Annotated in this window: 22 protein-coding genes and 1 pseudogene; 11 read left to right on the top strand and 12 right to left on the bottom strand. The window is 60.0% G+C overall.

Annotation, left to right across the window (positions count from 1 at the left end; genetic code table 11):
- Window positions 1-58 precede the first annotated feature (58 nt).
- Complete coding sequence (locus tag WBB95_RS12200; RefSeq protein WP_424487831.1) at window positions 59-352, top strand: helix-turn-helix domain-containing protein; 294 nt, start codon at window positions 59-61, stop codon at window positions 350-352.
- Between the two features lie 65 nt (window positions 353-417).
- On the opposite strand, the gene WBB95_RS12205 is transcribed toward WBB95_RS12200, so the two are convergent.
- On the bottom strand, window positions 418-732 hold the full coding sequence (locus WBB95_RS12205; protein WP_144160874.1) for a DUF736 domain-containing protein: 315 nt from the start codon (window positions 730-732) through the stop codon (window positions 418-420).
- Window positions 733-1,264: 532 nt separating this feature from the next.
- On the opposite strand from WBB95_RS12205, the gene WBB95_RS12210 reads away from it, so the two are divergent.
- Window positions 1,265-1,450 (top strand): hypothetical protein, encoded by a 186-nt coding sequence (locus WBB95_RS12210; protein ID WP_424487832.1) that lies wholly within the window; start codon window positions 1,265-1,267, stop codon window positions 1,448-1,450.
- A 42-nt stretch (window positions 1,451-1,492) separates the two neighbouring features.
- Here WBB95_RS12210 and WBB95_RS12215 read toward each other — a convergent pair.
- The 3 genes and pseudogenes from WBB95_RS12215 to WBB95_RS12225 form a co-directional block, all read right to left on the bottom strand.
- Window positions 1,493-1,699: pseudogene (locus WBB95_RS12215) on the bottom strand (hypothetical protein).
- 60 nt (window positions 1,700-1,759) lie between these two features.
- Entirely contained in the window at window positions 1,760-3,814 is a 2,055-nt protein-coding gene (locus tag WBB95_RS12220) for a ParB/RepB/Spo0J family partition protein (RefSeq protein ID WP_424487833.1), read from the bottom strand.
- A 79-nt stretch (window positions 3,815-3,893) separates the two neighbouring features.
- Window positions 3,894-4,721 (bottom strand): DUF932 domain-containing protein, encoded by an 828-nt coding sequence (locus WBB95_RS12225; protein WP_424487834.1) that lies wholly within the window; start codon window positions 4,719-4,721, stop codon window positions 3,894-3,896.
- A 685-nt stretch (window positions 4,722-5,406) separates the two neighbouring features.
- Here WBB95_RS12225 and WBB95_RS12230 point away from each other — a divergent pair.
- The 7 genes from WBB95_RS12230 to WBB95_RS12260 all read left to right on the top strand — a co-directional run bounded on the left by WBB95_RS12230 (window position 5,407) and on the right by WBB95_RS12260 (window position 11,489).
- A complete protein-coding gene (locus tag WBB95_RS12230) occupies window positions 5,407-5,598 on the top strand; it encodes a type II toxin-antitoxin system RelB/DinJ family antitoxin (RefSeq protein ID WP_114972975.1) in 192 nt (63 codons plus the stop codon).
- A gap of 43 nt (window positions 5,599-5,641) precedes the next feature.
- Window positions 5,642-6,562: an ABC-three component system protein gene (locus WBB95_RS12235; RefSeq protein ID WP_424487849.1), complete on the top strand. Its 921-nt coding sequence runs from the start codon at window positions 5,642-5,644 to the stop codon at window positions 6,560-6,562.
- Window positions 6,559-6,810 (top strand): ABC-three component system middle component 6, encoded by a 252-nt coding sequence (locus WBB95_RS12240; RefSeq protein WP_424487835.1) that lies wholly within the window; start codon window positions 6,559-6,561, stop codon window positions 6,808-6,810. Before WBB95_RS12235 ends, WBB95_RS12240 begins: the two co-directional genes overlap by 4 nt.
- Window positions 6,807-8,528 (top strand): ABC-three component system protein, encoded by a 1,722-nt coding sequence (locus tag WBB95_RS12245; protein WP_424487836.1) that lies wholly within the window; start codon window positions 6,807-6,809, stop codon window positions 8,526-8,528. The genes WBB95_RS12240 and WBB95_RS12245 overlap by 4 nt, the downstream gene beginning before the upstream one ends.
- A gap of 103 nt (window positions 8,529-8,631) precedes the next feature.
- The gene (locus WBB95_RS12250; RefSeq protein ID WP_424487837.1) at window positions 8,632-9,414 is read left to right on the top strand and encodes a hypothetical protein; all 783 of its coding nucleotides are present in this window, start codon (window positions 8,632-8,634) and stop codon (window positions 9,412-9,414) included.
- A 33-nt stretch (window positions 9,415-9,447) separates the two neighbouring features.
- Window positions 9,448-10,452 (top strand): DUF4917 family protein, encoded by a 1,005-nt coding sequence (locus WBB95_RS12255; RefSeq protein ID WP_424487838.1) that lies wholly within the window; start codon window positions 9,448-9,450, stop codon window positions 10,450-10,452.
- A gap of 86 nt (window positions 10,453-10,538) precedes the next feature.
- The gene (locus WBB95_RS12260) at window positions 10,539-11,489 is read left to right on the top strand and encodes an HNH endonuclease (RefSeq protein WP_424487839.1); all 951 of its coding nucleotides are present in this window, start codon (window positions 10,539-10,541) and stop codon (window positions 11,487-11,489) included.
- Between the two features lie 19 nt (window positions 11,490-11,508).
- On the opposite strand, the gene WBB95_RS12265 is transcribed toward WBB95_RS12260, so the two are convergent.
- Together WBB95_RS12265 and WBB95_RS12270 are read right to left on the bottom strand one after the other, a co-directional pair.
- Entirely contained in the window at window positions 11,509-12,582 is a 1,074-nt protein-coding gene (locus WBB95_RS12265) for a hypothetical protein (protein WP_424487840.1), read from the bottom strand.
- 110 nt (window positions 12,583-12,692) lie between these two features.
- The gene (locus tag WBB95_RS12270) at window positions 12,693-13,631 is read right to left on the bottom strand and encodes a hypothetical protein (RefSeq protein ID WP_424487841.1); all 939 of its coding nucleotides are present in this window, start codon (window positions 13,629-13,631) and stop codon (window positions 12,693-12,695) included.
- A gap of 140 nt (window positions 13,632-13,771) precedes the next feature.
- On the opposite strand from WBB95_RS12270, the gene WBB95_RS12275 reads away from it, so the two are divergent.
- The gene (locus WBB95_RS12275) at window positions 13,772-14,158 is read left to right on the top strand and encodes a helix-turn-helix transcriptional regulator (RefSeq protein WP_424487842.1); all 387 of its coding nucleotides are present in this window, start codon (window positions 13,772-13,774) and stop codon (window positions 14,156-14,158) included.
- Between the two features lie 15 nt (window positions 14,159-14,173).
- On the opposite strand, the gene WBB95_RS12280 is transcribed toward WBB95_RS12275, so the two are convergent.
- From WBB95_RS12280 to WBB95_RS12290, 3 genes are read right to left on the bottom strand one after another with little or no spacing between them, the layout of a single operon-like run.
- A complete protein-coding gene (locus WBB95_RS12280) occupies window positions 14,174-14,698 on the bottom strand; it encodes a helix-turn-helix transcriptional regulator (protein ID WP_424487843.1) in 525 nt (174 codons plus the stop codon).
- 4 nt (window positions 14,699-14,702) lie between these two features.
- Window positions 14,703-14,978: a hypothetical protein gene (locus tag WBB95_RS12285; RefSeq protein WP_424487844.1), complete on the bottom strand. Its 276-nt coding sequence runs from the start codon at window positions 14,976-14,978 to the stop codon at window positions 14,703-14,705.
- A gap of 59 nt (window positions 14,979-15,037) precedes the next feature.
- A complete protein-coding gene (locus WBB95_RS12290) occupies window positions 15,038-16,294 on the bottom strand; it encodes a tyrosine-type recombinase/integrase (RefSeq protein WP_424487845.1) in 1,257 nt (418 codons plus the stop codon).
- Here WBB95_RS12290 and WBB95_RS12295 point away from each other — a divergent pair.
- Window positions 16,281-16,514 (top strand): hypothetical protein, encoded by a 234-nt coding sequence (locus tag WBB95_RS12295; protein ID WP_424487846.1) that lies wholly within the window; start codon window positions 16,281-16,283, stop codon window positions 16,512-16,514. The two genes, WBB95_RS12290 and WBB95_RS12295, sit on opposite strands and share 14 nt — an antisense overlap.
- An 81-nt stretch (window positions 16,515-16,595) precedes the next feature.
- Here WBB95_RS12295 and guaA read toward each other — a convergent pair whose 3' ends face one another.
- The 3 genes from guaA to WBB95_RS12310 form a co-directional block, all read right to left on the bottom strand.
- Window positions 16,596-18,173: a glutamine-hydrolyzing GMP synthase gene (guaA, locus tag WBB95_RS12300; RefSeq protein WP_424487847.1), complete on the bottom strand. Its 1,578-nt coding sequence runs from the start codon at window positions 18,171-18,173 to the stop codon at window positions 16,596-16,598.
- Window positions 18,174-18,270: 97 nt separating this feature from the next.
- The gene (guaB, locus tag WBB95_RS12305) at window positions 18,271-19,740 is read right to left on the bottom strand and encodes an IMP dehydrogenase (RefSeq protein ID WP_424487848.1); all 1,470 of its coding nucleotides are present in this window, start codon (window positions 19,738-19,740) and stop codon (window positions 18,271-18,273) included.
- Between the two features lie 104 nt (window positions 19,741-19,844).
- Window positions 19,845-20,393, bottom strand: a complete 549-nt coding sequence (locus WBB95_RS12310) for a hypothetical protein (RefSeq protein ID WP_058422675.1) — start codon at window positions 20,391-20,393, stop codon at window positions 19,845-19,847.
- Window positions 20,394-20,444: the final 51 nt, after the last annotated feature.

The following is a 20,444-nucleotide window of genomic DNA, read 5'->3' on the forward strand; positions in this document are numbered from 1 at the left end:
ATTGTAGCCCTATAGGGCGCAATGGGTTGTCATCTTGGTTTTATAGGGAAAACCATTGGTGGCGGCTAAAAACTCATTGGCAACGGCAATACGGACGGTCAGAAAAGCGCGTGGCTTGAGCCAGGAAGCGTTTTCTGACGTGTCGAGCCGCACCTATATGAGCTCACTGGAACGCGACCTGAAAAGCCCGACCCTGCACAAATTGACCGAGCTGTGCGAGGTCATGGAAGTGCATCCCCTCACGCTGCTGACGCTGGCCTACGCCGGCGACAGCCCGTACAAGGCCGATCAGCTTCTGGCGCAGGTGCGCCAAGAGCTGGAGGCAATCTTGAAGAAGCGCGACGCGCCGTAGGCGCGCGGTGCTGCCACTAGCAGTACTGCGCCCCGCCGCAATGGGCGGGGCGCTGGTGGTGGCCGTCAGGCCGCTTGGGGCTTGCTGCGCGACCAGATCAGGTCGTGCGTGCCGCCCTCGCCTTCGATCAGGCGGGCATAGACCGTTGCCGAGAACGAAGGATCGTCCACGGTCACGGACAGGTAATCCCGCCCGGCTTCGCTGGTCTTCTTCCACGCCGCGCCGATGTCGTGGCTTGCCGCCTGCAGGCGGAAGTCGGGGGCGTTCTCGTTGTTGCCCTTGTCGTTGGGAACCAGCTTGACCTTGACGTTGAGCGTCAGGGTGCGGAGCGTGCCGGTGTAGCCGTCTTTGTCTGCGGTGAAGGTGCCGATGTTAGCCATGGTGATTTTCCTTTCGGGTTGAACAAGATCGCGCCAGTGCGTCCTTGTTGTGATCCGGTCGGCGGGGGATGGGCGGGCCGCACCGCGCAGCGGTCGCAACATCGTGGAGAACCTGGAAGCGCAAAGAATTTGTCCCGCGAGGAAGCCGCGCAGCGGCGGGGAAATTGTTTGTGCTAGAAGGTTGCGGCCATGAAGCCCAAGGCGCAGCCATGCCCTCGCCAGGATTCACAACAGACCAAGGACGTACAGGCCGACCGCTCCCGAAAGGAGACATGGCCGACTCGACATCCCCGCGTGATGGTTTCATCGGCTTGTGCCCTGATGCGGCAAGGCCAACACCCCGGTGACAAGGCGGGAGCGCCCCTGCCGCAGCTTGCGGCACCCAGCTTGAGGCGTGGCGTGGAAGTTTCATGAGCAAGGCCGAGCGCGTGTCGGTGAACCGTCCTTCGTGACGTACACGCGATGTACTGCCAGCGTCGAGGACAGCACGCTTTTGCACAACCTGCCGCAGCAAGCCGGGGCGTAGCCCCACATGCCCCGCTCATTGTGGCGGGGCGTCATCGAAACCTTGCCCGCATCGGCGGGCATCGATCGCCGTACCGCGCGCAAGGCACTTGTGCGCTCGCCACGTCGCCGCCTGGTCGAAGGCGGCGACGTGGCGATTGCTTTGGACGTTGAAACCTGGTGCGGCGGGCCTCCGCCGCGCCCGGCTTTTTAACCACCGGCCCCAAGCCGGAACGGCTTGGGGCGGTGCTGATCGTTATTCCTTCGTTTCGATAATCCACCACACGGTGCGGCAAGGCGCGGCCTGTGATGGGATGTAGGTCGGTCAGGTCGGCGCGGGCCATCCAGCCACTAGGCGGACGGTAGCCGCGCACGTCGCTATCGCCATGCCAGCGGCGAGCGCGTAGCGTGCCGGGGCATAGACCGCCGCCATACGGGGGCGGCTCGTGGTGTTGCGGCGCATGGGAAATCCTCGGAATGAAGCGCCCCGGTCGGAACCGGGACGCTTATCGGCGGTGCAGGGTCACGCGGCCAGTGCCTCGGCCTGCGGTTGCTCATCCGCCACGGTGGCGGCATCCTTCGGCGCTTCGGCTTCGGCCGCTCCATCCTGCGCGATCTGCTGCGGACCTTCGGGACCGAAGATGGCGGGCATCCAGCCGGTGCCATCGGCCAACCGTTCGGCCTCGCTGGCAATATCGCCTTTCTTCAACTTCGCCAGTCGAGTGACGTGGGCCGGGGCGAACTCGCCCACGGCTTCCAAAATCACGACCTTGGAGACGTGGCGGAAATAACCCTCGGCGGTCGGCTTCCACCATGCCGCCATGTCCAGCCCCACGGCCTGCGCCAGTTCCGCGCCGGGCTGGCGCTCTGTGGCGCGGGGCGTCACCACGTCCACGGTGGATGCAACGCACACGGCCAGCAGCCGCACCAGCTCGTCTTGCGGCGTCGCCAGCAGCACGGCGAACAGTTCGGCGCTGTCCTGTGGCAATGCATTGCCCGCGATCTGCTGCAACTCGCGCAGCGCCACGGCGGCAGGCGATTCCGGCCAATCTGGGGCCATGCCTTCTAGCCGGTCTTGCACGGTCAGGCGCACGCCAAGCGGCAGGTCGTGGCCGTACTGGTTTTCCAGCAAGACGGTCTGCACCATGCCATGCACCAGCGCTGCCAGCGCCACCTGCGGATGCCGGGCCACTTCGATTTGAAGCGCGGCAGTGCGGTGCGCGCTCAACCGTTGCGTCAGTCGGTCGGACAGGTTGGCGGCGACCGTCACCGGCTCGGCGTCCTCGCCTTCGTTGTCGTCCGCGCCTTCGGTTCCGGCGAAGCCTTGCCGCAACCGTTCCAGCGTGCGCAGTGCCTTCGCCTCGGCCTCACGCAACAGGCCGCGATGAATCACGGCCTCGCCGCTGCGGTCGATGGTAACGATGGCACCGGCGACAGCGCGCACGTCCGGGGCGTAACCCTGCAAGGCATTCTCCACGGCTTGCAGTTCTCCGGCCACCTGTTCGCGGCGCGATTCCAGCGCTTCCGCCTTGCCGCCGTCCTCGACGTCGTAGGCGTCTTCCAGTTCGGCGTCGATCTTGTCCAGGCGGTTTTGCAGCGAGGCGATGCGACGGGATTCGCGGGCAGTCGGCTCTCTGCGCTGGCGCGGGGCATTCTGGAACGCCTGCCGTTCGGCATGGCTCAAGTGCGGCACGGCTTCCACCCACGCCCAGCCTTCAGCGCGGATGCCTTCGGCCAGTTCGTCCAACTTGCCGCGCACCAGCGTTTCCAGCAGCGCCGCGTCGGTCAGATAGGTGCCGCTATCGTCGTCGGCGAACAGGTCGCGGCGGACGCCGCCACCCGCCGCCGTGTAGGCATCCATTCCGATGAAATGCACCAGCGGGTGCGATGCATCGATTTCGCGTTCCGTCAGACGCTCGCGCAGTGCGGATGCGCTGCGCTGCCACTCCGGCGCGGAGTAGAACGCGGTTTGCTGCGCGGCGTGGTCGTCGGTGATGGTCAGGGCCATCAACTGTTCCAGCGTCACGCCACCAGCCCGATAGTCGGCCATCAGGCGCGGCGAGACGTTCGCCAGCTTCAAGCGGCGTTGCACCACCAGCGGAGACACGCCGAAGTCTGCGGCAATGTCCTCAATCGGACGGCCTTCCTTGACCAGCGCGGCGAATGCCTCGAACTGGTCGGCGGGGTGCATCTGCTCGCGCAACAGGTTTTCGGCAAGGCTCACGGTGCGCGCCGATGCATCGGGCACCAACAGGCACGGCACTTCGTAGTCAGCGGCGATGCGCTTCTTCTTCGCCAGCAGCTTCAAGGCGGTAAGACGGCGATCACCCGCCACCACCTCGTATTGCTCGCCATCGGCGGCGAGGATGACGACGAGGTTTTGCAGCAGGCCGATGCGGGAAATGCTCGCGGCCAGTTCAGGGATGGACAGGCGCGGGGTCGTGCGCGCGTTGCGCTTGGAGCGGCGCGACAGCAACTGCGAGAGCGGAACCAAGATCAGGTTTTTGGTGGGGTCGGCCACTTCCAGCGCGGCAGCGGATTCGATGGCGCGGACTTCGGCTTTGGTAACGGCGTTCATGGTGATAACTCCTTGCGGTTAGGGATGCAGCAACGAAAGAAGCGGCAAGGGCTGCTGCCTGCCCCTGCCGCGTGGGGATTCAGGCCTTCAACTGGCGCATGCCATCGGCCAGCAGCCAAAGCGCTCGATTCAGTCGGATGTTTTGGTCAATGCCCTGCACCGGACGGGTCTGCTGGCGGCGTCCGTTGGCGCTGCGCCCGCGCAAGCCGCCTTGGGTCAGGTTTTCTTGCGTGCGGTTGAACACGCTCCACAAGTCCGGGCGGCGGTCGTCGAAGCGGCGCGGCATCAGGATTTGCGATTCCGTGATGGGCGCGGGCTTGTCGGGGTCGTCGTACTTGAGGGCCAGCGCGGCACGCGCGAACACTTCGGATTCGCCATCGTTCAAGGTGATGGCGTGCATGGCATCGCGGGATTCCTTCACCCGGTCGAAGCCGCTCAACACTTCGTAAGCGCCTTCGATGACCTGTCCGGCCACGTCGCCTTTATGCGGCACGCGCACGTCCGCCACCGTGTCGCCGCAGACAAGGCCATTGCTGCAAACAAACCGGAACATCCCGGCCAACATCTGATAGCTGCTCGTGCCGTCATGGGAGTTCAACAGCACGATTTCGTTGGCTTCCGCGCCGTTGATCTGGCTGGCATGGCGCAGGCGCAGCATGTGTTTGGTGTATTCGCGGCGGTCGTCGTGCCGCACGCGGGTTTGCGCTGCCATGAAAGGTTCAAACCCTTCCTTGCGCAGTTCCGCCAACACGGCGGCGGTGGGGATGTAGGCGTATCGTTCGGAGCGGCTTTCGTGCGGGGCGTCCGCGAAGATGGACGGGGCCACGCGGCGGATTTGGTCGTCGGACAGCGGGGAATCGCTGCGCAGCGACGGGGAACGGGAAGCGAAACGGGATGCGAGTTGCATGATCTTTCTCCAAGAGTTGCTGCTGTGGTTTCAAAGCTGACCGGATTCCAAGATTCGGAGCCCGTTGTGGCTTTGGTTGGTTCGGCGCAGAGACCTGGGCCGGTCCCTGTTTGCCGCCGTCTTTCCTGAGTTCATCGCCCGCGAAAAACCGGGCCAGCGAGGGACTGGCTGTCAAGGAAGAAGCGCAGGGTTGGTGCGGCCCGCAGCGCAGCGAGGACTCGGCCCTGCGCGCCTTGACGGCCAGGTACCGCGGGCTACGGTCGCGGGAAAAAGCGATGAACTTGGGGAAAGACGAATAGCGGCCGATGGGCCAGGAGATGCGCTGAAACCAACGCCGCGCGGCGAGCGCCCCTGCGTGCCAGCGGCACGCCTAGCTGGTTGGCTGTTGGCCGATCAGGTGCAACCTGGTCGGCTGCATTCGAGGGGCGCCAAGCAAGGCGCGGCGGGGATGGGCGATCCAGCCGATCCCCTGGAGGGCAAGCATCGCGCGCAGGCCAGGAGCGAAGAGACGGCCGGAGGCATCAGGGATCAAAGCCGCATGGCCGCGACTCGGTACGAGGCGCGGGGCAACGCCCGCGGGCCCGACGGCGGCACGCCGGGATGCCACGCAGTTCGTGACAAAAGTAAGTGACTTAAAAGCCCAGATGAGCCACAATGTAGCTACAACCACCTTTGAGCACATGAAATGGCTAGCACTGACGTCGTTCGTGCCCGGATAGACGGGCATATCAAGGAAGAAGCGACCAGCGTTCTGGCCGAGATGGGACTGTCCGTTTCGGATGCCATCCGTATGCTGCTAACCCGCATCGCAGCGGACAAAGCGCTGCCATTTGACGTCAATCGCGTCCTTCCCCATTCGGATCGGAAGACGCCATGAGGTTGTGTCTGAAAACACTTAACCAGTCATGGCCCTGAACCGCATGGATCGCATACAACAGCTCGGCTACGAAAAAGATTTCCGCATCATCTTCCTTGAAGCCAAGGGGGATGGATTTCAGCGCCTGTTCGAAAAACTGATGGCGAAGGCCCACCCGAACGATTTCATGGCCTGCCGACCATGGGGCAATGTCGGCGACCGCAAGAATGACGGATATCTGCCTTCGGCTCGGACCCTGTTTCAAAGCTACGCCCCCAATGAGTTGAGTGCTGCCGAAGCTATCAAAAAGATCAACGAGGATTTCGAAGGTGCAAAAGAGCATTGGGAAAAATATTTTGATGAGTGGACCTTTGTCCATAACGCCCCCGATGGGCGCTTAGGTCCTCATATCATTGAAGCGCTGGCCAAGCTCGCGCAAGAGAACCCGAAGATCAAGATCGGCCACTGTGGTTGGGATGAAATGCTGGCGAAGTTTCGCCAGCTCAGCCTGCAGGATCTCGAATCCTGGTTCGGCCCCTCGCTGACCATGGAAGCAAACGTCAATCTTGGCTATAGCGATTTGATGGCCGTACTCACGCACATCAACGTTGCTCCCGCGCCCGCGACGAGTGAAGTCAAAGATGTCTCGCGGGGGAAAATCGAGGCCAATCTTCTATCTGCGGTGGTCGCTGATTTTTTGAAGATCGGTATGCAGAAGTCGCCGTTGGTCATGCAGTTCTTCGATAACTGGAAAAACCCCGTGTACGGCGAGCAAATTGCGTCCGCATTCAAGAGTCAGTACGTGGCTCTGAGGGATACGGTGCCTCCGCTTCATCCTGACGAAATTTTCGGCCGGCTTGAAACCTGGGCAGGGGGAATCGTGAACACGACACCCACCCACAAGGCGGCTGTACTAGCGGTCATGGCCTATCTGTTCGACAAGTGCGAAATATTCGAAGATGCCCAGGCGGTGAGGTCAACATGATCCTGCCGTCCAAGCATCTCCCGCAAGATCGCGCACTGCTCACCGTGGGCGGTCATGTTCTGACTTTCCTCGCGCACCCCAAAACAGTTTCCGCGTTGTGGGAGGAACTAAACCGACAAGACCAAGGGTTGGTTGCCATCCGCCCTCGGCGAATCACCTATGACTGGTTCGTGCTTGCGCTGGACCTGCTGTATTCCCTTGGAACCATCGAACTTGAAAACGGCCTGGTGGCACGGAGGGAAGTTTGATCCATCATCTTTTCAGCACCCTGCCCACCTTCAAGAATCTCGGCGATTTGAAGCCGGGTCTGAACGTGCTGCTTGCCCAAAAAACCGCGGGTGCCAGCACCAAGCAAACGCGCAACCGCGCAGGCAAAACGAGTTTCATTGAAACAGTGCATTTTCTGACCGGCTCGGAAGCCGGCCCTGACTCCATCTTCCGCACGCCGGAGTTGGCCGAATACACCTTCGGCATGGACTTCGATTTGAAGGATACCCGTACCGTCGTCGAGCGCAGCGGCAGTGCCAAAGCCAAGATCTTTGTGACGGAGCCGCCGGCCGCCAAGCGCAAGCTATCGGCAGCCGATTGGGTCACGTTCCTCGGTGAGGAGATGTTCGGCTTGAGCAGCCTCGAAGCCGCAGGCAGCAAGCCCCCTTCGTTCCGGTCACTGTTCGCCTACTTTGTGCGTCGCCAGATGAGCGGCGCATTCACCACGCCAGAGAAGCAGGCCACCATGCAGGGAACCGGCGACATGCAAATGGCGCTCATGTTTCTCCTTGGATTGGACTGGCAGATCGCGCGTGACTGGCAAGCAGTCCGTGATCGTGAGAAGACCCTGGAAGAGCTGAAGAAGGCGGCGGGTACGGGGGCGTTCGGTTCGATCATCGGCAAGGCGGCTGATTTGCGCACGCAGTTGACCCTGCAGGAAGCTCGTCTCAAGAAACTCTATTCGGAAATCGAAACCTTCCAGGTATTGCCTGAGTACCGGGAACTGGAAGTTGAAAGCGCCAAGCTGACACGCCAGCTTAATGAACTGGCCAATGCCAACACCATAGACTTCGCGGCCATCCGTGACCTCGAAGGTGCGCTGGCCTCCGAAATTCCACCGGACCTGGAAGACCTGCAAGCGATCTATCAGGAAGCAGGTGTTGCACTTCCAGGCCTCGTAAGGCGTCGTTACGACGACGTGAAGAGCTTCCATCAATCGGTCGTGCGCAATCGCAAGGACTATCTGTCCAGCGAACTCGAAGCGGCACAGCTACGCATCGAGCTGCGCGACACTCAGAAAGCCCAACTCGACCAGCGACGTGCGGAAATCATGGGCATCCTCAGGAGTCATGGCGCACTGGATCAGTTCCTCAAGTTGCAGGGGGAATTAGGTCGCCTGGAATCTGAAGTGGAATCCCTGCGGCAGCGTTTCGAAGCGGCCGAGCAGCTCGAAGGCACGAAAAACGAGTTGGAGATCGAGCGCAACCGGCTCACGATTCGGCTGCGCCGCGATTTTGCCGAGCAGAAGGATCGACTGGCCGAAGCCATCGTTGCCTTCGAGGAAACGTCGCAACGACTCTACGAGTCGGCCGGCAGCATGACCGTCGATGAAACATCCAACGGCCCGATGTTCAAGTTTCCGATGCAAGGTCAGCGCAGCAAGGGCATCAAGAACATGCAGATTTTCTGCTTCGACATGATGCTCATGCGCTTGTGCCACAAGCGGCAGATAGGTCCCGGCTTCTTGATCCATGACAGCCATCTATTCGACGGTGTCGACGGGCGCCAAGTCATCAGTGCATTGCGTCTGGGCTCTGAGATCGCGCAGGAGCTTGGTTTTCAGTACATCGTGACGATGAATGAAGACGATGCTTTCAAAGAGACTATCGAAGGCTTCGATCTGAACAACTATGTGCTTCCCACGCGGTTGACAGACGCAACGGAGGATGGCGGGCTGTTTGGCATCAGATTCGGATGAGTTCGGGGTTGATTGAAATCTAGAGCGTCCGACCGAGCCTGAGCTGTCAGGACCTAGGCAAGAACAAGCTTGATACGCCCTTCTGCATTTTTCGAGAGGCAGCATGATCGGACAAAGAACCCGCTATTCGTTCGCGCAATTCCTAGAGTTGCAGGAGCCGATGATTTCAATCGTACTTCTGGGCAAGTACGGCGCCCAGCACCTGTCGCTGTCGCACGGGCAACTGTTGTACGGCTTATTGAATACGCTACGCGACCTGGATGACCGTACGCTCATGCTCGCATTGGCTGAGGTCGTCGCGACTGCGGGCGATCTACGGGCCAGGGTCAATCCGAAGTATCGATTCGACGAGCGCCAGCATGATCTGGCGCAATGCCTCCTGCTGGACGGCTACATCATCCAGGACAAAAAGCTGATTCAGACCGATCCGTCGATTTCCGATGCGGCTCCCTTAGAGGACGACCTGATCGCGGCGCTGCAGAACTCAGGGGCACCTCGTGCGCAGGAAATCATCGCCAAGATCAACGATTCCGCTGGCGCGTTCCGGGCAGCCCCGCCCGACTACAACGCATCGCTTGTGAACGCTCGCGTGGCTCTGGAAACTTTGGCTGGCGACATAGCCGCGCATGTTGCCTCGAAGCGGCAGCCCCCGGTTGCTTACAACCCATCGAAGTGGGGCGAGGTGCTTGCGTTCCTGCGGAGCAGCGGCGAGATCACCACAGAGGAGGAGAAAGGCTTGGCCGGTGTTTTCGGTTTTCTCAGTCCAGGCGCACATCGCCCGGTGGGAATCCCTGAAGATCAGATGACGCGGCTTGGCCGTTCCTTCGCGCTCAATATGTGCTGGTTCCTGATCAAGAACCATCTCGCGCGAATTCCACAGCTTTGAACCTCGTGACTTAAATGCGCAAGGACCAACAACATGCCGTTTGAGATCAGCCGCTGGGAAGCGATTGCGGAAAATTACGGATGCACAATTCTGCTTGGCAACGGTGCCAGCATTTCCGTCAGTCCGACCTTCTCCTACAGCTCGCTGCTGCAACATGCCGCCGAGCACGACCTGCTCCCCGCGGATGCTCAGCGGTTATTCGAGTTCTTTCAGACTAACGACTTCGAGCTGGTTCTTCGTATCGTCTGGCAGGCATCAAACGTCAATCGTTCGCTACAAATACCGGACGAGCGGACCCATGCCGCCTACGCCGGTCTTCGGGACTGCCTCATTCAAACAGTCCGCGACATTCATCCGGAGCATGGTGCGGTAAGCGCCCACCTGCCGAGCATTTATCAATTCCTGAAGCGGTTCAGAACCGTCATCTCGCTCAACTACGACCTGGTGCTGTACTGGGCTATGACCTACGGATTGGACATCGACGACCAGCATGCGTTCAAGGACTGCTTTGTGGGAGGTGGCACCTTCGACGATGACTGGCAGCGATTCAGGCAGCCGATCCGGGGAGATCGTTCAACCTCGCTGGTGTTCTATGCGCATGGCAGTCTTGTGTTGTGCCGAAACCTGATCGAGCAGGAGCGCAAGATCCACAACCTTCAGGATGGGCTGCTGGAGGCGGTCCTGCAGCGCTGGCAAAACGGAGAGGTCGTGCCTTTGTTCGTGAGCGAGGGAACGTGGCCGCAGAAAGTTACTTCCATCCAAAACAGCTACTACCTCTCCACCGTCTACAGAGAGGTGCTGAAATCGCAGCGGGACACGCTGGTGGTTTATGGCTGGGGCTTCGCCGAGCAAGACATTCACCTACTGCAACGCATGAAAGACACGGGCATCAATCGTGTGGCGGTGTCAGTATTTCGAGGGGATCAGGCGTACTGCAACCGGGTCTTCCAGACGATCCGAGACGAACTGGGAGCACATGTTGAGGTGGAGTTCTTCGACAGCGAGAGCTCCGGTTGCTGGATTCACCCAGCCCACTAAGTGCTGTGTCCTGCGGCTCGGTGAAGGCGTGGTGCGAAGCCCGTGAGCGAAACGCTGGGACGCTCGTCAGCTTGGGAGGAAAATAGATGAAGTCGGATGATTCAAAAGAGTTTGATCTTGGTGAACCTGCCGCGAAGAGTCACACCCCCCTAGGCTGGCCGATCCAAACTATTGAAATAGTACCGAGTGGCAAGGCACCTAAGAAGTATGGCGCAACGACGTATCGGTTTGGTGCCGTGTTGACGCTGAGCGTCATTCTCCCTCGAAGAGGCTGGACGCTCGTAAAGAAGACCAAAAACTACGCCTACTTCACCCCTCCGCCCGACCAATCCTCGCCGCCATTCAGAATTTCCATTGCTGTTCCGCCGGCTGAAGAGGTTCTTGCACTTGTGCGCAGAAGTTATGCCAAGGGTCAATCGTGGATGGGACAATTAGGAGAGTGGCCCGCTTGGTATTTTCACGAGCGAAACACGGATATGCAGGAGATGTGGCGTGACCTGGAAACCGGACAGATGGCATCACGCCTTCACAAGAATCCGCCACAGTCGAGCCTCTCCATCGGCGAATGGGGCGTGTGGGAAGCCAATGTCACCGGAGTTGCAGGCGAATTTGTGCTTGGAGTGCTTCCACCATCTCTTGTAGATGTAGCAGTGACTACCAACGACGCTGCTCGCCAACCGATGCTCTCCGAAGGCGCTTTGAGGACGGTTGAGCTTACCCTTCATGAGAGGAACGCAACAGCACGCGGACTTTGCATTGCGCACTACGGGCCAACCTGCCAGGCGTGCGGTCTAAACTATGAAGATAAATACGGCTCGATTGGTGCCGATCTCATCCATGTCCATCACGTCACTCCGTTATCAGTCATAGGCGAGGCTTATCAGGTGGACCCCATACGAGACTTGATCCCCCTCTGTGCTACGTGCCATCACGTCGTGCATAGAAGAGATCCACCCTACTCCGTTGCCGAAATGAGAGCCGCGATCACCGCTCAACCGGCTCGCAAACCTAGCGCGGATCGAGTAGGCCAAACTTGAGGCGCAGTGCCAGCCAGGGCTAGGTCATCGTGACAACTCGCAAGACTTTATCTGTCGGCATGAACTCAAGCGCAACAGTTACCCGTTCAGGCTCTCCATCTTCGCGTGGAAACTCCAACATGATGTTGAAGTAGCTCCCCCTGTAACCGGCGGATTCAGCAGTCTCAGGAACATCCCGCCAATCCAAGCTATAGAGGTAGTTTGATCTCATCTTGAAGCGAATAGCTTCTTCCAGTTCGCTCCTCGTCATATGGCCTAGGCCCGCCAGCGTGAGCTTGCCATCCTTTGCGGTGGTTAGGTATTCATGCTTCTTGTCCTCGATCAACACGCTGAAGTCGCTCAACGGTGCTGCTTCCTTGGACATGGCGCGGATGGCAATCTCAAGATCGTCGTCCGTCTCTTGTAAAAGCATTTGCTCGGGCTTGTAAGAAAGAAAAACTCCGAAGTACATCGACTGCACACTGCGAATCGAAAGTCCCAATGCCGTGTAGTCGTGAAGGTGCAGGTTGTGGTTTTCGGTGTTCGGCCTATCGTCCTCGTGACCGAGGATCACGACGTTCTTGTGCTTGATGGCCAAGTTCACCAAACCCATCGTCACAAAGGTTTTCGTCAGGCTGGCATACGTGCAAGGCACATACCCCAAGTAACCCGAGTGAGCCTTCAATCCCTTATGGATTGCAGCCAAGCCTTCCTCGGAGAGGTTATTGACGTACAGCACGTAGCAAAAGCACGGGTGCTTAAAGTTCAGGTCCTTTACGACTACCGCTTTATTGGCCAAAAGCCTGCGGGCAATTTCGTCTCCGTCGTCACTCAGTTCGCCGCCGAGAATGCTGTGTGTGGTATTTGCTGGAAAGAGTTTTAACAACGCATCAGCTGCATCCACTCCCGCGATGCGGTCCGGATCGCAACGGTGCTCATCAAACAAAAACGCCGCTTCGTGCTTGTTGGTCTGTGGGGTTAGAGCGGTCCGTAACCCGTCGTACCTGATTCGCTTGTCGCTCAATATTTGCAGGAAGTCTTGATGGAACCGCTGTACCTCTTTGAAGGTCCGTTCATCCGTCCAAGAGTAGTGGTCCCGAATGGCTGCGAGCATCAGGTTGCCACGGGCATTAATGGTATGTATGCGGCTCATGCTTTTGGAGAGTGGTCACCGGAAGCAGAAAAAACGAGGAACGAAGCCTCTAGATCGGCCACTTCTATCCCCTACCGAAGGTTCACGCGAAAGGACGCATGCACCGACCGAAACGTCGTCAGGATCTTCTGCCTGGCTTTGTCCAGTTCGTCGGCAACCCGATGCGTGAGCATGTAGGTCGGACAATCCGGCTGGCCGCATCCGCAATGCTTGATCTCCCCCTCCTTGAGACGGGTCACAAAGATACGGCGCAACTCGTCGACCTGACGAACAACCTTGTCTAGCACCGTGCGAATACGTTGATCTCGAAGATGATGAATCGACGGGATGCGTCTGATCTCGTCGCCCTCGCGCGTTCGCCACACGCCGGTATTGAGTGCGCCTATGGTGTCCTCGATCGCCTGTTGAAAGGCTGGCAGGGAGCTTTCCTGATGGAACGGCGTGCGAAAAGCCGGACGATCAAACACGGCCGCCATCAATTGCAGCGCATCGCCATCCGAGAGTTCGGGGAAGTCATCCACAAACTTGTGGATCGCTGTTTCGGCGTCGGGAAACTCGACGCCTTGGACGAAACGATGCAACAGGTACTCGGCGCGAAGTCGCAGGTTTTCCTCAAACTCCACCCCCGACCATATCGTCACATGCGCGATCCCGAGGGCAGCAGCAGCCTGCTCGATCCGAGTTCGGCCGGTGTCCGAAACCGCGCCACGGGAGACGAACCTGAAGGCATCCGGCGTCCCGCCTGTGGCCTTGACCGCCTTGCTCATGTCGCCCTTAGCTTTCGCCAGTGTCAGGGTGCCTCTGTTGGCGCATTGGATGATGGTCTTGCGTGACGGCTGGTCATCGAATGGCTCGATACCCGAGATGTCCCGCCCTTGGTCGCCCCCCGATTGGCCGTGCCAGATCAAGTTACGCCAGCCGACGCGCACGTGGTACGCAAAGACGAGGCGCTCGAACTGGAGACCACTGTAGTCCTCGAAATGAATGGGAGAAACCGTCACTGTCGCCATGTCCTTGTCCTTTTTTCGTGATTACACGTTCTTCAATACGCTCCTCTACGCTGCAACGAGTTTCCACGATAGCCAATGAAAGCCACCATTACTTCGTGCGGCGGCAAACCTTGCGGCGCCGAACACTCACGGAGTTCGACATGGAGAATAGTCCGTTGCAAAAAATGAGTAGGGGCGACGGTGCCGAGGCGTTACCTCAGTCTGTATCCGCTCCCCTGCCCGGCTCGGACGCCTACGAGGAACTGCCACAGTTTCCAAAGCGTAGCGCGTTGCCCTTTCGTCGCACGATCCGCCGCCAGGATCTGCGGCAGATCGTCCCCTTGGCCGAAACGACGATCTACGAGATGGAGCGTCGTGGCGAATTTCCGCGCCGCTTCAATTTGACGCCGCGCTGCGTCGTGTGGGACTTGGCCGAGGTGGAAGCGTGGATCGAGGCCCGCAAGCAAGCCCCGCGCAGTGCTGTCTCGAAACCCGATGTCCATCTACGAAAAACCCGCCCCGTGCGAGCGAGCTCCAGCCAGGAATAAAACCGCGGAGTTGCCTCATCCCACCAACGCTTCGAGTTCCTTGGACACCGAGCGCGTCAACCGTCGGCCTTCCTTCGCCACATTGACCTGCAAGGCCGCCCGCGCCACATCCAGCATATCCAAGGCCAGCGAATAAGTGCCCTTGGCCTGCAACCAGGCCAGCACGTCCGCCAAGTGCCAGATCGATGCACTGCCCTCATGCACCGGTGCCGGAAAGCTACCTGGATTAGCCAGCATCAGCTTACGCATGTTCTGCCGCGACACACCCACGATATCGGCGACGTCAGTCAGCCCGACCAGGTCAGGTGCGACTTCAATCAATCTGGCCGAAGGCACGGCACTGCGCACATCCACTAGCGCACTGCGCACGGCGTCCTCCGCGTCGGCCGCCTCGCGGGTGAACTCCAGCGCCAGCCGCCCCGGCTGCCCGATGCCAACCAGGGCATCGTCGCAGCCAGCTTCGCCCAGTCGCTCGACCAGCGCATCCGGGTCGCGGTCGTCGTCGGCAAGCTGGTACTTCAAGGTGAAGGTGTATTCCATCGCACTACTCCTTGGCATCGTCATCAGCCTCACGCCGCTTGCGATGCGTCGTGCAGTTATCCACGACACGCCGCAAGGCGCGAGCATGGTTGCCGGGGTTCTTTGGCGTGCTCCATACCGACGTGATGCAGAACTCGCCGCAGCGGCATTCCTCGTCGTTGTACGGACAATAAATCCGCCCCCAGGCGTGACTACCGCCGACTTCGACGCGCCAGCCCTGCCCTTCGGCGTGCCTGAGAGCTTCCTCGACCTCTTTCTTCGGATGAGAGGAACGGGCCATCAGTGACCTCCAGTATGGGGATGATTGACCAGGTTGTCAAGTGACAACCTGGCGCCGTTTCAGACTGTCGCGCTCAACGTCGGCACGACGATGTTCTCTGGCATCAGCTTCGGGACGTGGGTCTGCCCGTCGATCCATGCATCGACCATGTTGGCCCACTCCTGCAGCATGTGGCGCCGCTGCTCTGCGTACTCGGCCTTGTTGTAAATCGAGCGCGAGGAACGTCCGTCTTCGTGTGCGAGGCACTTCTCGATCCAGTCGCGGTTGAAGCCGATTTCGTTCAACAGCGTCGAGCCGGTACGGCGTAGGTCATGGACCGTGAACGGCTCCAGCGGCAGGCCGGCGGCCTTGGCCCGCTCCGCCACGATCTGCGTGACCCGGTTCAAGGTCGCGTTCGACATGCAGCGGTCGGCGTCGTAGCGCGACGGCAGCACGAACTTGGAACCGGCCGCGCAGGTGTGCAACGCCACGAAGATATCGAGCGCCTGGCGCGACAGGTAGACGACGTGCGGATTGCGTCCCTTCATCCGCTGCTTCGGAATGGTCCAGGTTGCGCTCTCGAAATCGACCTCATCCCAGGTCGCCTGGATCAGCTCGCTCTTGCGGACCAGCGTCAGCAAGATCATGCGCAGTGCCAGCCGGATGGTCGGATAGGTGGCCACCGATTCCATCTGCCGCGCCATCAAACGGATCTCCAGCGGCGACAAAGCGCGATCCTTCGGCACAAAGGTGGCAATCGATGCCGCGCCCACGTCCGCGGCCGGGTTGTCCAGCTTCTCGCCGTGCAGGATGGCGAAGGCATAGACCTGCTTCACGATGTCGCGGACATGTACCGCTGTGGCAGGCGCACCGCGCGCCTTCACCTTGTTGCACAAGGCGCGCAGATCATCGGCGGTGATTTCGTTGAGCTGGCGGTTCTCGAACGCCGGCAGGATGTCCCGGTCGATGATGCTCTTGCGCATCGCCTTCGTGCTGTCGGCCATACGGGCACCCACCAGCCACTTTCCGGTCATTTCGCCGAAGGTCTTGGCGGCGGTCAGTCGGCGCTTGTCGCGCTGCTTCTCCAGCGCGGGGGACTTGCCCTGGGCAACGGCCTTCTTGGCATCGATCAGTTTTTCGCGGGCGAGTGCCAGTGAAATGCCGGCCGGCCCGTAGCGGCCGATGGTCAGCGTCTCTCGACGCCCGTTGAGACGGTAATCGTAGCGGAAGGTGACGGTACCGGTAGTCGATACCGTCACGTACATGCCATCTCGGTCAGAAGCCTTATAAGTCTTGGACTTAGGCTTGAGGTTGCGCAGTGCGGTGTCGGTAAGCATCGAGGTTTTTCTCCTGTTCGTGACGGCGTTTTACCGTCAGGGGTCAGGAGACCTGCTGATGCCGGGAAAGCCGCATAAAACAAGCTTTCCCGAGGAGACATTTACCGTCAAAGACCGGTTTGGTCTGGATAGTAAACGGGAAGGTCTTAATCCGACCTCCGGTTCTTACCGCCAGTTCTACCGCCAACCTGTTCTGCTGGCCGGCGATAGCCACCGATAGCCGTCGTGACGAATCTTCTTTAAGATCAACACGTTACGACAGTTTTTCGATAGCCTGCGATAGTCCCCGAAGGACCTGATTTCACTCCCACTCAATCGTCGCCGGCGGCTTGCTCGACACGTCATACGTCACGCGCGAAATGCCTTCGATCTCATTGATGATACGGCCGCTGACGGTCTCCAGCAGTTCGTACGGCAGGTGTGCCCAACGCGCGGTCATGAAGTCGATGGTCTCTACGGCACGCAGCGCAACAACCCACGCGTAACGACGGCCATCGCCTACAACGCCAACCGATTTCACCGGCTGGAACACCACGAAGGCCTGGCTGACTTTGTGGTACCAGTCGGCCTTGCGCAGTTCTTCGATGAAGATGTGGTCGGCGCGACGCAACAGGTCGGCGTATTCCTTTTTCACTTCACCCAGGATGCGCACGCCCAGGCCCGGGCCCGGGAATGGGTGGCGGTAGACCATGTCGTACGGCAGGCCGAGCTCCAGGCCCAGACGGCGGACTTCGTCCTTGAACAGTTCGCGCAGCGGCTCTACCAGCTTGAGGTTCATTTCCTCAGGCAGGCCACCCACGTTGTGGTGGGACTTGATCACGTGGGCCTTGCCGCTCTTGGCGCCAGCCGACTCGATCACGTCAGGGTAGATGGTGCCTTGGGCAAGGTACTTGATGTTGTCCAGGTGTTTGGCCTGGGCATCGAAGACGTCGATGAAGGTGCGGCCGATGATCTTGCGCTTCTTCTCCGGGTCGGACTCGCCGGCCAGGTTGTTGAGGAACTGGTCCTCGGCGTTGGCGCGGATCACCTTGACGCCCATGTTCTCGGCGAACATGGCCATCACTTGCTCGCCTTCGTGCAGGCGCAGCAGGCCATTGTCGACGAACACGCAGGTCAACTGGTCGCCGATCGCCTTGTGCAGCAGCGCAGCAACCACGGAAGAGTCAACGCCGCCGGACAGGCCGAGCAGCACGTTGTCGGTGCCGACCTGGGCACGCACGTTGGCGATGGCGTCTTCAGCGATCTTCGACGGGGTCCACAGCGCTTCACAGCCGCAGATGTCGAGGATGAAGCGCGACAGGATGCGCCCGCCTTGCTTGGTATGGGTCACTTCCGGGTGGAACTGGACGCCGTAGTAGCCGCGCGCGTCGTTGAACATGCCGGCGATCGGGCAGCTCGGGGTGCTGGCCAGGATGTGGAAGTCTTCCGGCATCTTGGTGACTTTGTCACCGTGGCTCATCCACACGTCGAGGCCAAACAGGCCGTCGGCGTCGATGTGGTCTTCGATACCGTCCAGCAGGCGGCTCTTGCCGACCACGTCGACACGCGCGTAACCGAATTCACGCAGCTCGGAACCTTCAACCTTGCCGCCCAGTTGCTCGGCCATGGTCTGCATGCCGTAGCAGATACCGAAGACGGGCACGCCCAGGTCGAATACGGCTTGCGGGCAACGCGGGCTGTTGGCTTCGTGCACGGACTCGGGGCCACCGGCGAGGATGACGCCTTTAGGTGCGAATTCGCGGATCGCTTCGTCGTCCATGTCGAACGGATGCAGTTCGCAGTACACACCGATTTCACGCACGCGACGGGCGATCAGCTGGGTGTACTGGGAACCGAAGTCGAGGATCAGGATGCGGTGGGCGTGAATGTCGAGGGCCATGGAGTCAGTCTCGTCTATGCAATTCGAATAAAGAGAATCAGAAACAACTCGGGGCTGAATCAAACAGCCCCGGTTACTTAACGTTTTGCTGGAAGCATCAACCTACGCGGTAGTTCGGCGCTTCTTTGGTGATCTGCACGTCATGAACGTGGGATTCGGCCATACCGGCACCGGTGATCCGCACGAACTCAGGCTTGGTGCGCATTTCTTCGATGTCGGCACTGCCGGTGTAGCCCATCGAGGAACGCAGGCCGCCCATCAGTTGATGGATGATCGCGCTCAGGGTGCCTTTGTACGGCACACGGCCTTCGATGCCTTCCGGAACGAGTTTCTCGGCGCCTGCCGAGGAGTCCTGGAAGTAACGGTCGGAAGAGCCCTGCGCCTGGGACATGGCGCCCAGCGAACCCATGCCGCGGTAAGCCTTGTACGAACGGCCCTGAAACAGTTCGATCTCGCCTGGCGCTTCTTCAGTACCGGCAAACATCGAGCCCATCATCACGCAGGACGCACCGGCAACTATGGCCTTGGACAGGTCACCGGAGAAACGGATGCCGCCGTCGGCGATCAACGGTACGCCAGTGCCTTCAAGGGCAGCGGCGACGTTGGCGATGGCGCTGATTTGCGGCACACCGACACCCGCGACGATACGCGTGGTGCAGATCGAGCCAGGGCCGATACCGACCTTGACCGCGTCAGCGCCGGCTTCAACCAGCGCTTTGGCAGCCGCGCCGGTGGCGATGTTGCCGCCGATCACCTGGACTTCAGGGAAATTCTCTTTGACCCAGCGTACGCGGTCGATCACGCCTTTGGAGTGACCGTGGGCAGTGTCGACCACCACCACGTCAACGCCAGCAGCAACCAGGGCCGAGACGCGCTCGCCGGTGTCCTTGCCGGTGCCGACCGCAGCGCCGACGCGCAGACGACCTTGGTCGTCCTTGCTGGCCAGCGGGTAAGCCTTGGCTTTTTCGATGTCGTTGACGGTCATCATGCCTTTGAGGGCGAATTTGTCGTCGACGATCAGCACGCGTTCGATGCGGTGCTTGTGCAACAGCTCGCGAGCGTCGTCCTTGTCGGCACCTTCCATGACCGTGACCAGGCGCTCTTTAGGCGTCATCACTTCGCGGACGGTGACTTCAAGACGGTTCTCGAAACGCACGTCACGGGACGTGACGATGCCGACCAGGTCGCCATCGTGCAGTACCGGAACGCCGGAGATGTTGTGCAGGCGGGTCAGGTCGAACAGGTCACGCACGGTAGCGTCGGCCTCGATGGTGATTGGATCTTTCACCACACCGGCTTCGTAACGCTTGACCTTGCGTACTTCGGCAGCTTGCTGCTCGATAGTCATGTTCTTGTGGATGATGCCGATGCCGCCTTCCTGAGCCATGGCGATTGCCAAACGGGCTTCGGTGACGGTGTCCATGGCAGCAGAAACCAGGGGAATATTCAGCTCGATGCCACGGGTTAGGCGGGTCTTGAGACTGACTTCGTTAGGAAGCACCTCGGAATAACCGGGCACTAGGAGAATGTCGTCGAATGTCAGAGCTTCTTGGCTGATACGCAGCATCGCGGGGGCTCCCGAGCGGGAAAATGGAAGCGCGCCATTATATACATGCACCCTGTCGGGCTCAATGTAAAACTCTGACAAACTTGGTAATACTGATAGAAGGGTTAAAGCTCGACTTTGACCCAACTCATCTTCTGGTCCAGCCAATCGGCAAATTCGTCGATAAAGCTCTGCTTGAACCCCGCCTCGGCCCAGTTGTTGAAGATAAAGCCCAGGTTGGAGAACCCGCATTCCTGCAGGAACAGGAACCCGTTGATGTCATCTTCATGCCCACACAGCGGGCAGGTGAAGTTGTCGGTGTGGCCGGGCATCCAGTCTTCGAGGCTTTCGAACAGCGCCTCGCCGACTTCCTTGAGGCATTCCGGGCAGCCGGCTTCTTCGAGGAAACCCTTGGCCGGCGTGTAGATGCAACGTTTATAGATGATCTCCAGGCCATTGACCGGCTCGTTGAACGGCAGCGCTTCGGGGTGCAGCACCACCGCGCGGGCGCCGTCGGCCAGGGCGTAGGCCATGCGGTTGCCGGTGCGCCCGCACGTGGTCAGTTCTTCCTTGATGATGTTCTTGCGCACCAGCCAGCGCACGATCGCCCGGGCGCGGGGTTCGTGGACGGGTAGCGTGGAGATTTTCGGGACAAGGATGCTTTGGGAATTCATGGGAGTCCTGCGGCGTGGCTACTGGCGCCTTCGCGAGCAAGCCCGCTCCCA

The organism is Pseudomonas sp. (assembly GCF_049645325.1).
Taxonomy (GTDB): Bacteria; Pseudomonadota; Gammaproteobacteria; order Pseudomonadales; family Pseudomonadaceae; genus Aquipseudomonas.

Bases quoted from the DNA above. Each gene is read 5' to 3' on its own strand.
- WBB95_RS12205 (WP_144160874.1), bottom strand. From the start codon at position 732: ATGGCTAACATCGGCACCTTCACCGCAGACAAAGACGGCTACACCGGC.
- WBB95_RS12210 (WP_424487832.1), top strand. From the start codon at position 1,265: ATGCCCCGCTCATTGTGGCGGGGCGTCATCGAAACCTTGCCCGCATCG.
- WBB95_RS12220 (WP_424487833.1), bottom strand. From the start codon at position 3,814: ATGAACGCCGTTACCAAAGCCGAAGTCCGCGCCATCGAATCCGCTGCC.
- WBB95_RS12225 (WP_424487834.1), bottom strand. From the start codon at position 4,721: ATGCAACTCGCATCCCGTTTCGCTTCCCGTTCCCCGTCGCTGCGCAGC.
- WBB95_RS12230 (WP_114972975.1), top strand. From the start codon at position 5,407: ATGGCTAGCACTGACGTCGTTCGTGCCCGGATAGACGGGCATATCAAG.
- WBB95_RS12235 (WP_424487849.1), top strand. From the start codon at position 5,642: ATGGATCGCATACAACAGCTCGGCTACGAAAAAGATTTCCGCATCATC.
- WBB95_RS12240 (WP_424487835.1), top strand. From the start codon at position 6,559: ATGATCCTGCCGTCCAAGCATCTCCCGCAAGATCGCGCACTGCTCACC.
- WBB95_RS12250 (WP_424487837.1), top strand. From the start codon at position 8,632: ATGATCGGACAAAGAACCCGCTATTCGTTCGCGCAATTCCTAGAGTTG.
- WBB95_RS12255 (WP_424487838.1), top strand. From the start codon at position 9,448: ATGCCGTTTGAGATCAGCCGCTGGGAAGCGATTGCGGAAAATTACGGA.
- WBB95_RS12260 (WP_424487839.1), top strand. From the start codon at position 10,539: ATGAAGTCGGATGATTCAAAAGAGTTTGATCTTGGTGAACCTGCCGCG.
- WBB95_RS12265 (WP_424487840.1), bottom strand. From the start codon at position 12,582: ATGCTCGCAGCCATTCGGGACCACTACTCTTGGACGGATGAACGGACC.
- WBB95_RS12270 (WP_424487841.1), bottom strand. From the start codon at position 13,631: ATGGCGACAGTGACGGTTTCTCCCATTCATTTCGAGGACTACAGTGGT.
- WBB95_RS12275 (WP_424487842.1), top strand. From the start codon at position 13,772: ATGGAGAATAGTCCGTTGCAAAAAATGAGTAGGGGCGACGGTGCCGAG.
- WBB95_RS12280 (WP_424487843.1), bottom strand. From the start codon at position 14,698: ATGGAATACACCTTCACCTTGAAGTACCAGCTTGCCGACGACGACCGC.
- WBB95_RS12285 (WP_424487844.1), bottom strand. From the start codon at position 14,978: ATGGCCCGTTCCTCTCATCCGAAGAAAGAGGTCGAGGAAGCTCTCAGG.
- WBB95_RS12290 (WP_424487845.1), bottom strand. From the start codon at position 16,294: ATGCTTACCGACACCGCACTGCGCAACCTCAAGCCTAAGTCCAAGACT.
- guaA (WP_424487847.1), bottom strand. From the start codon at position 18,173: ATGGCCCTCGACATTCACGCCCACCGCATCCTGATCCTCGACTTCGGT.
- guaB (WP_424487848.1), bottom strand. From the start codon at position 19,740: ATGCTGCGTATCAGCCAAGAAGCTCTGACATTCGACGACATTCTCCTA.
- WBB95_RS12310 (WP_058422675.1), bottom strand. From the start codon at position 20,393: ATGAATTCCCAAAGCATCCTTGTCCCGAAAATCTCCACGCTACCCGTC.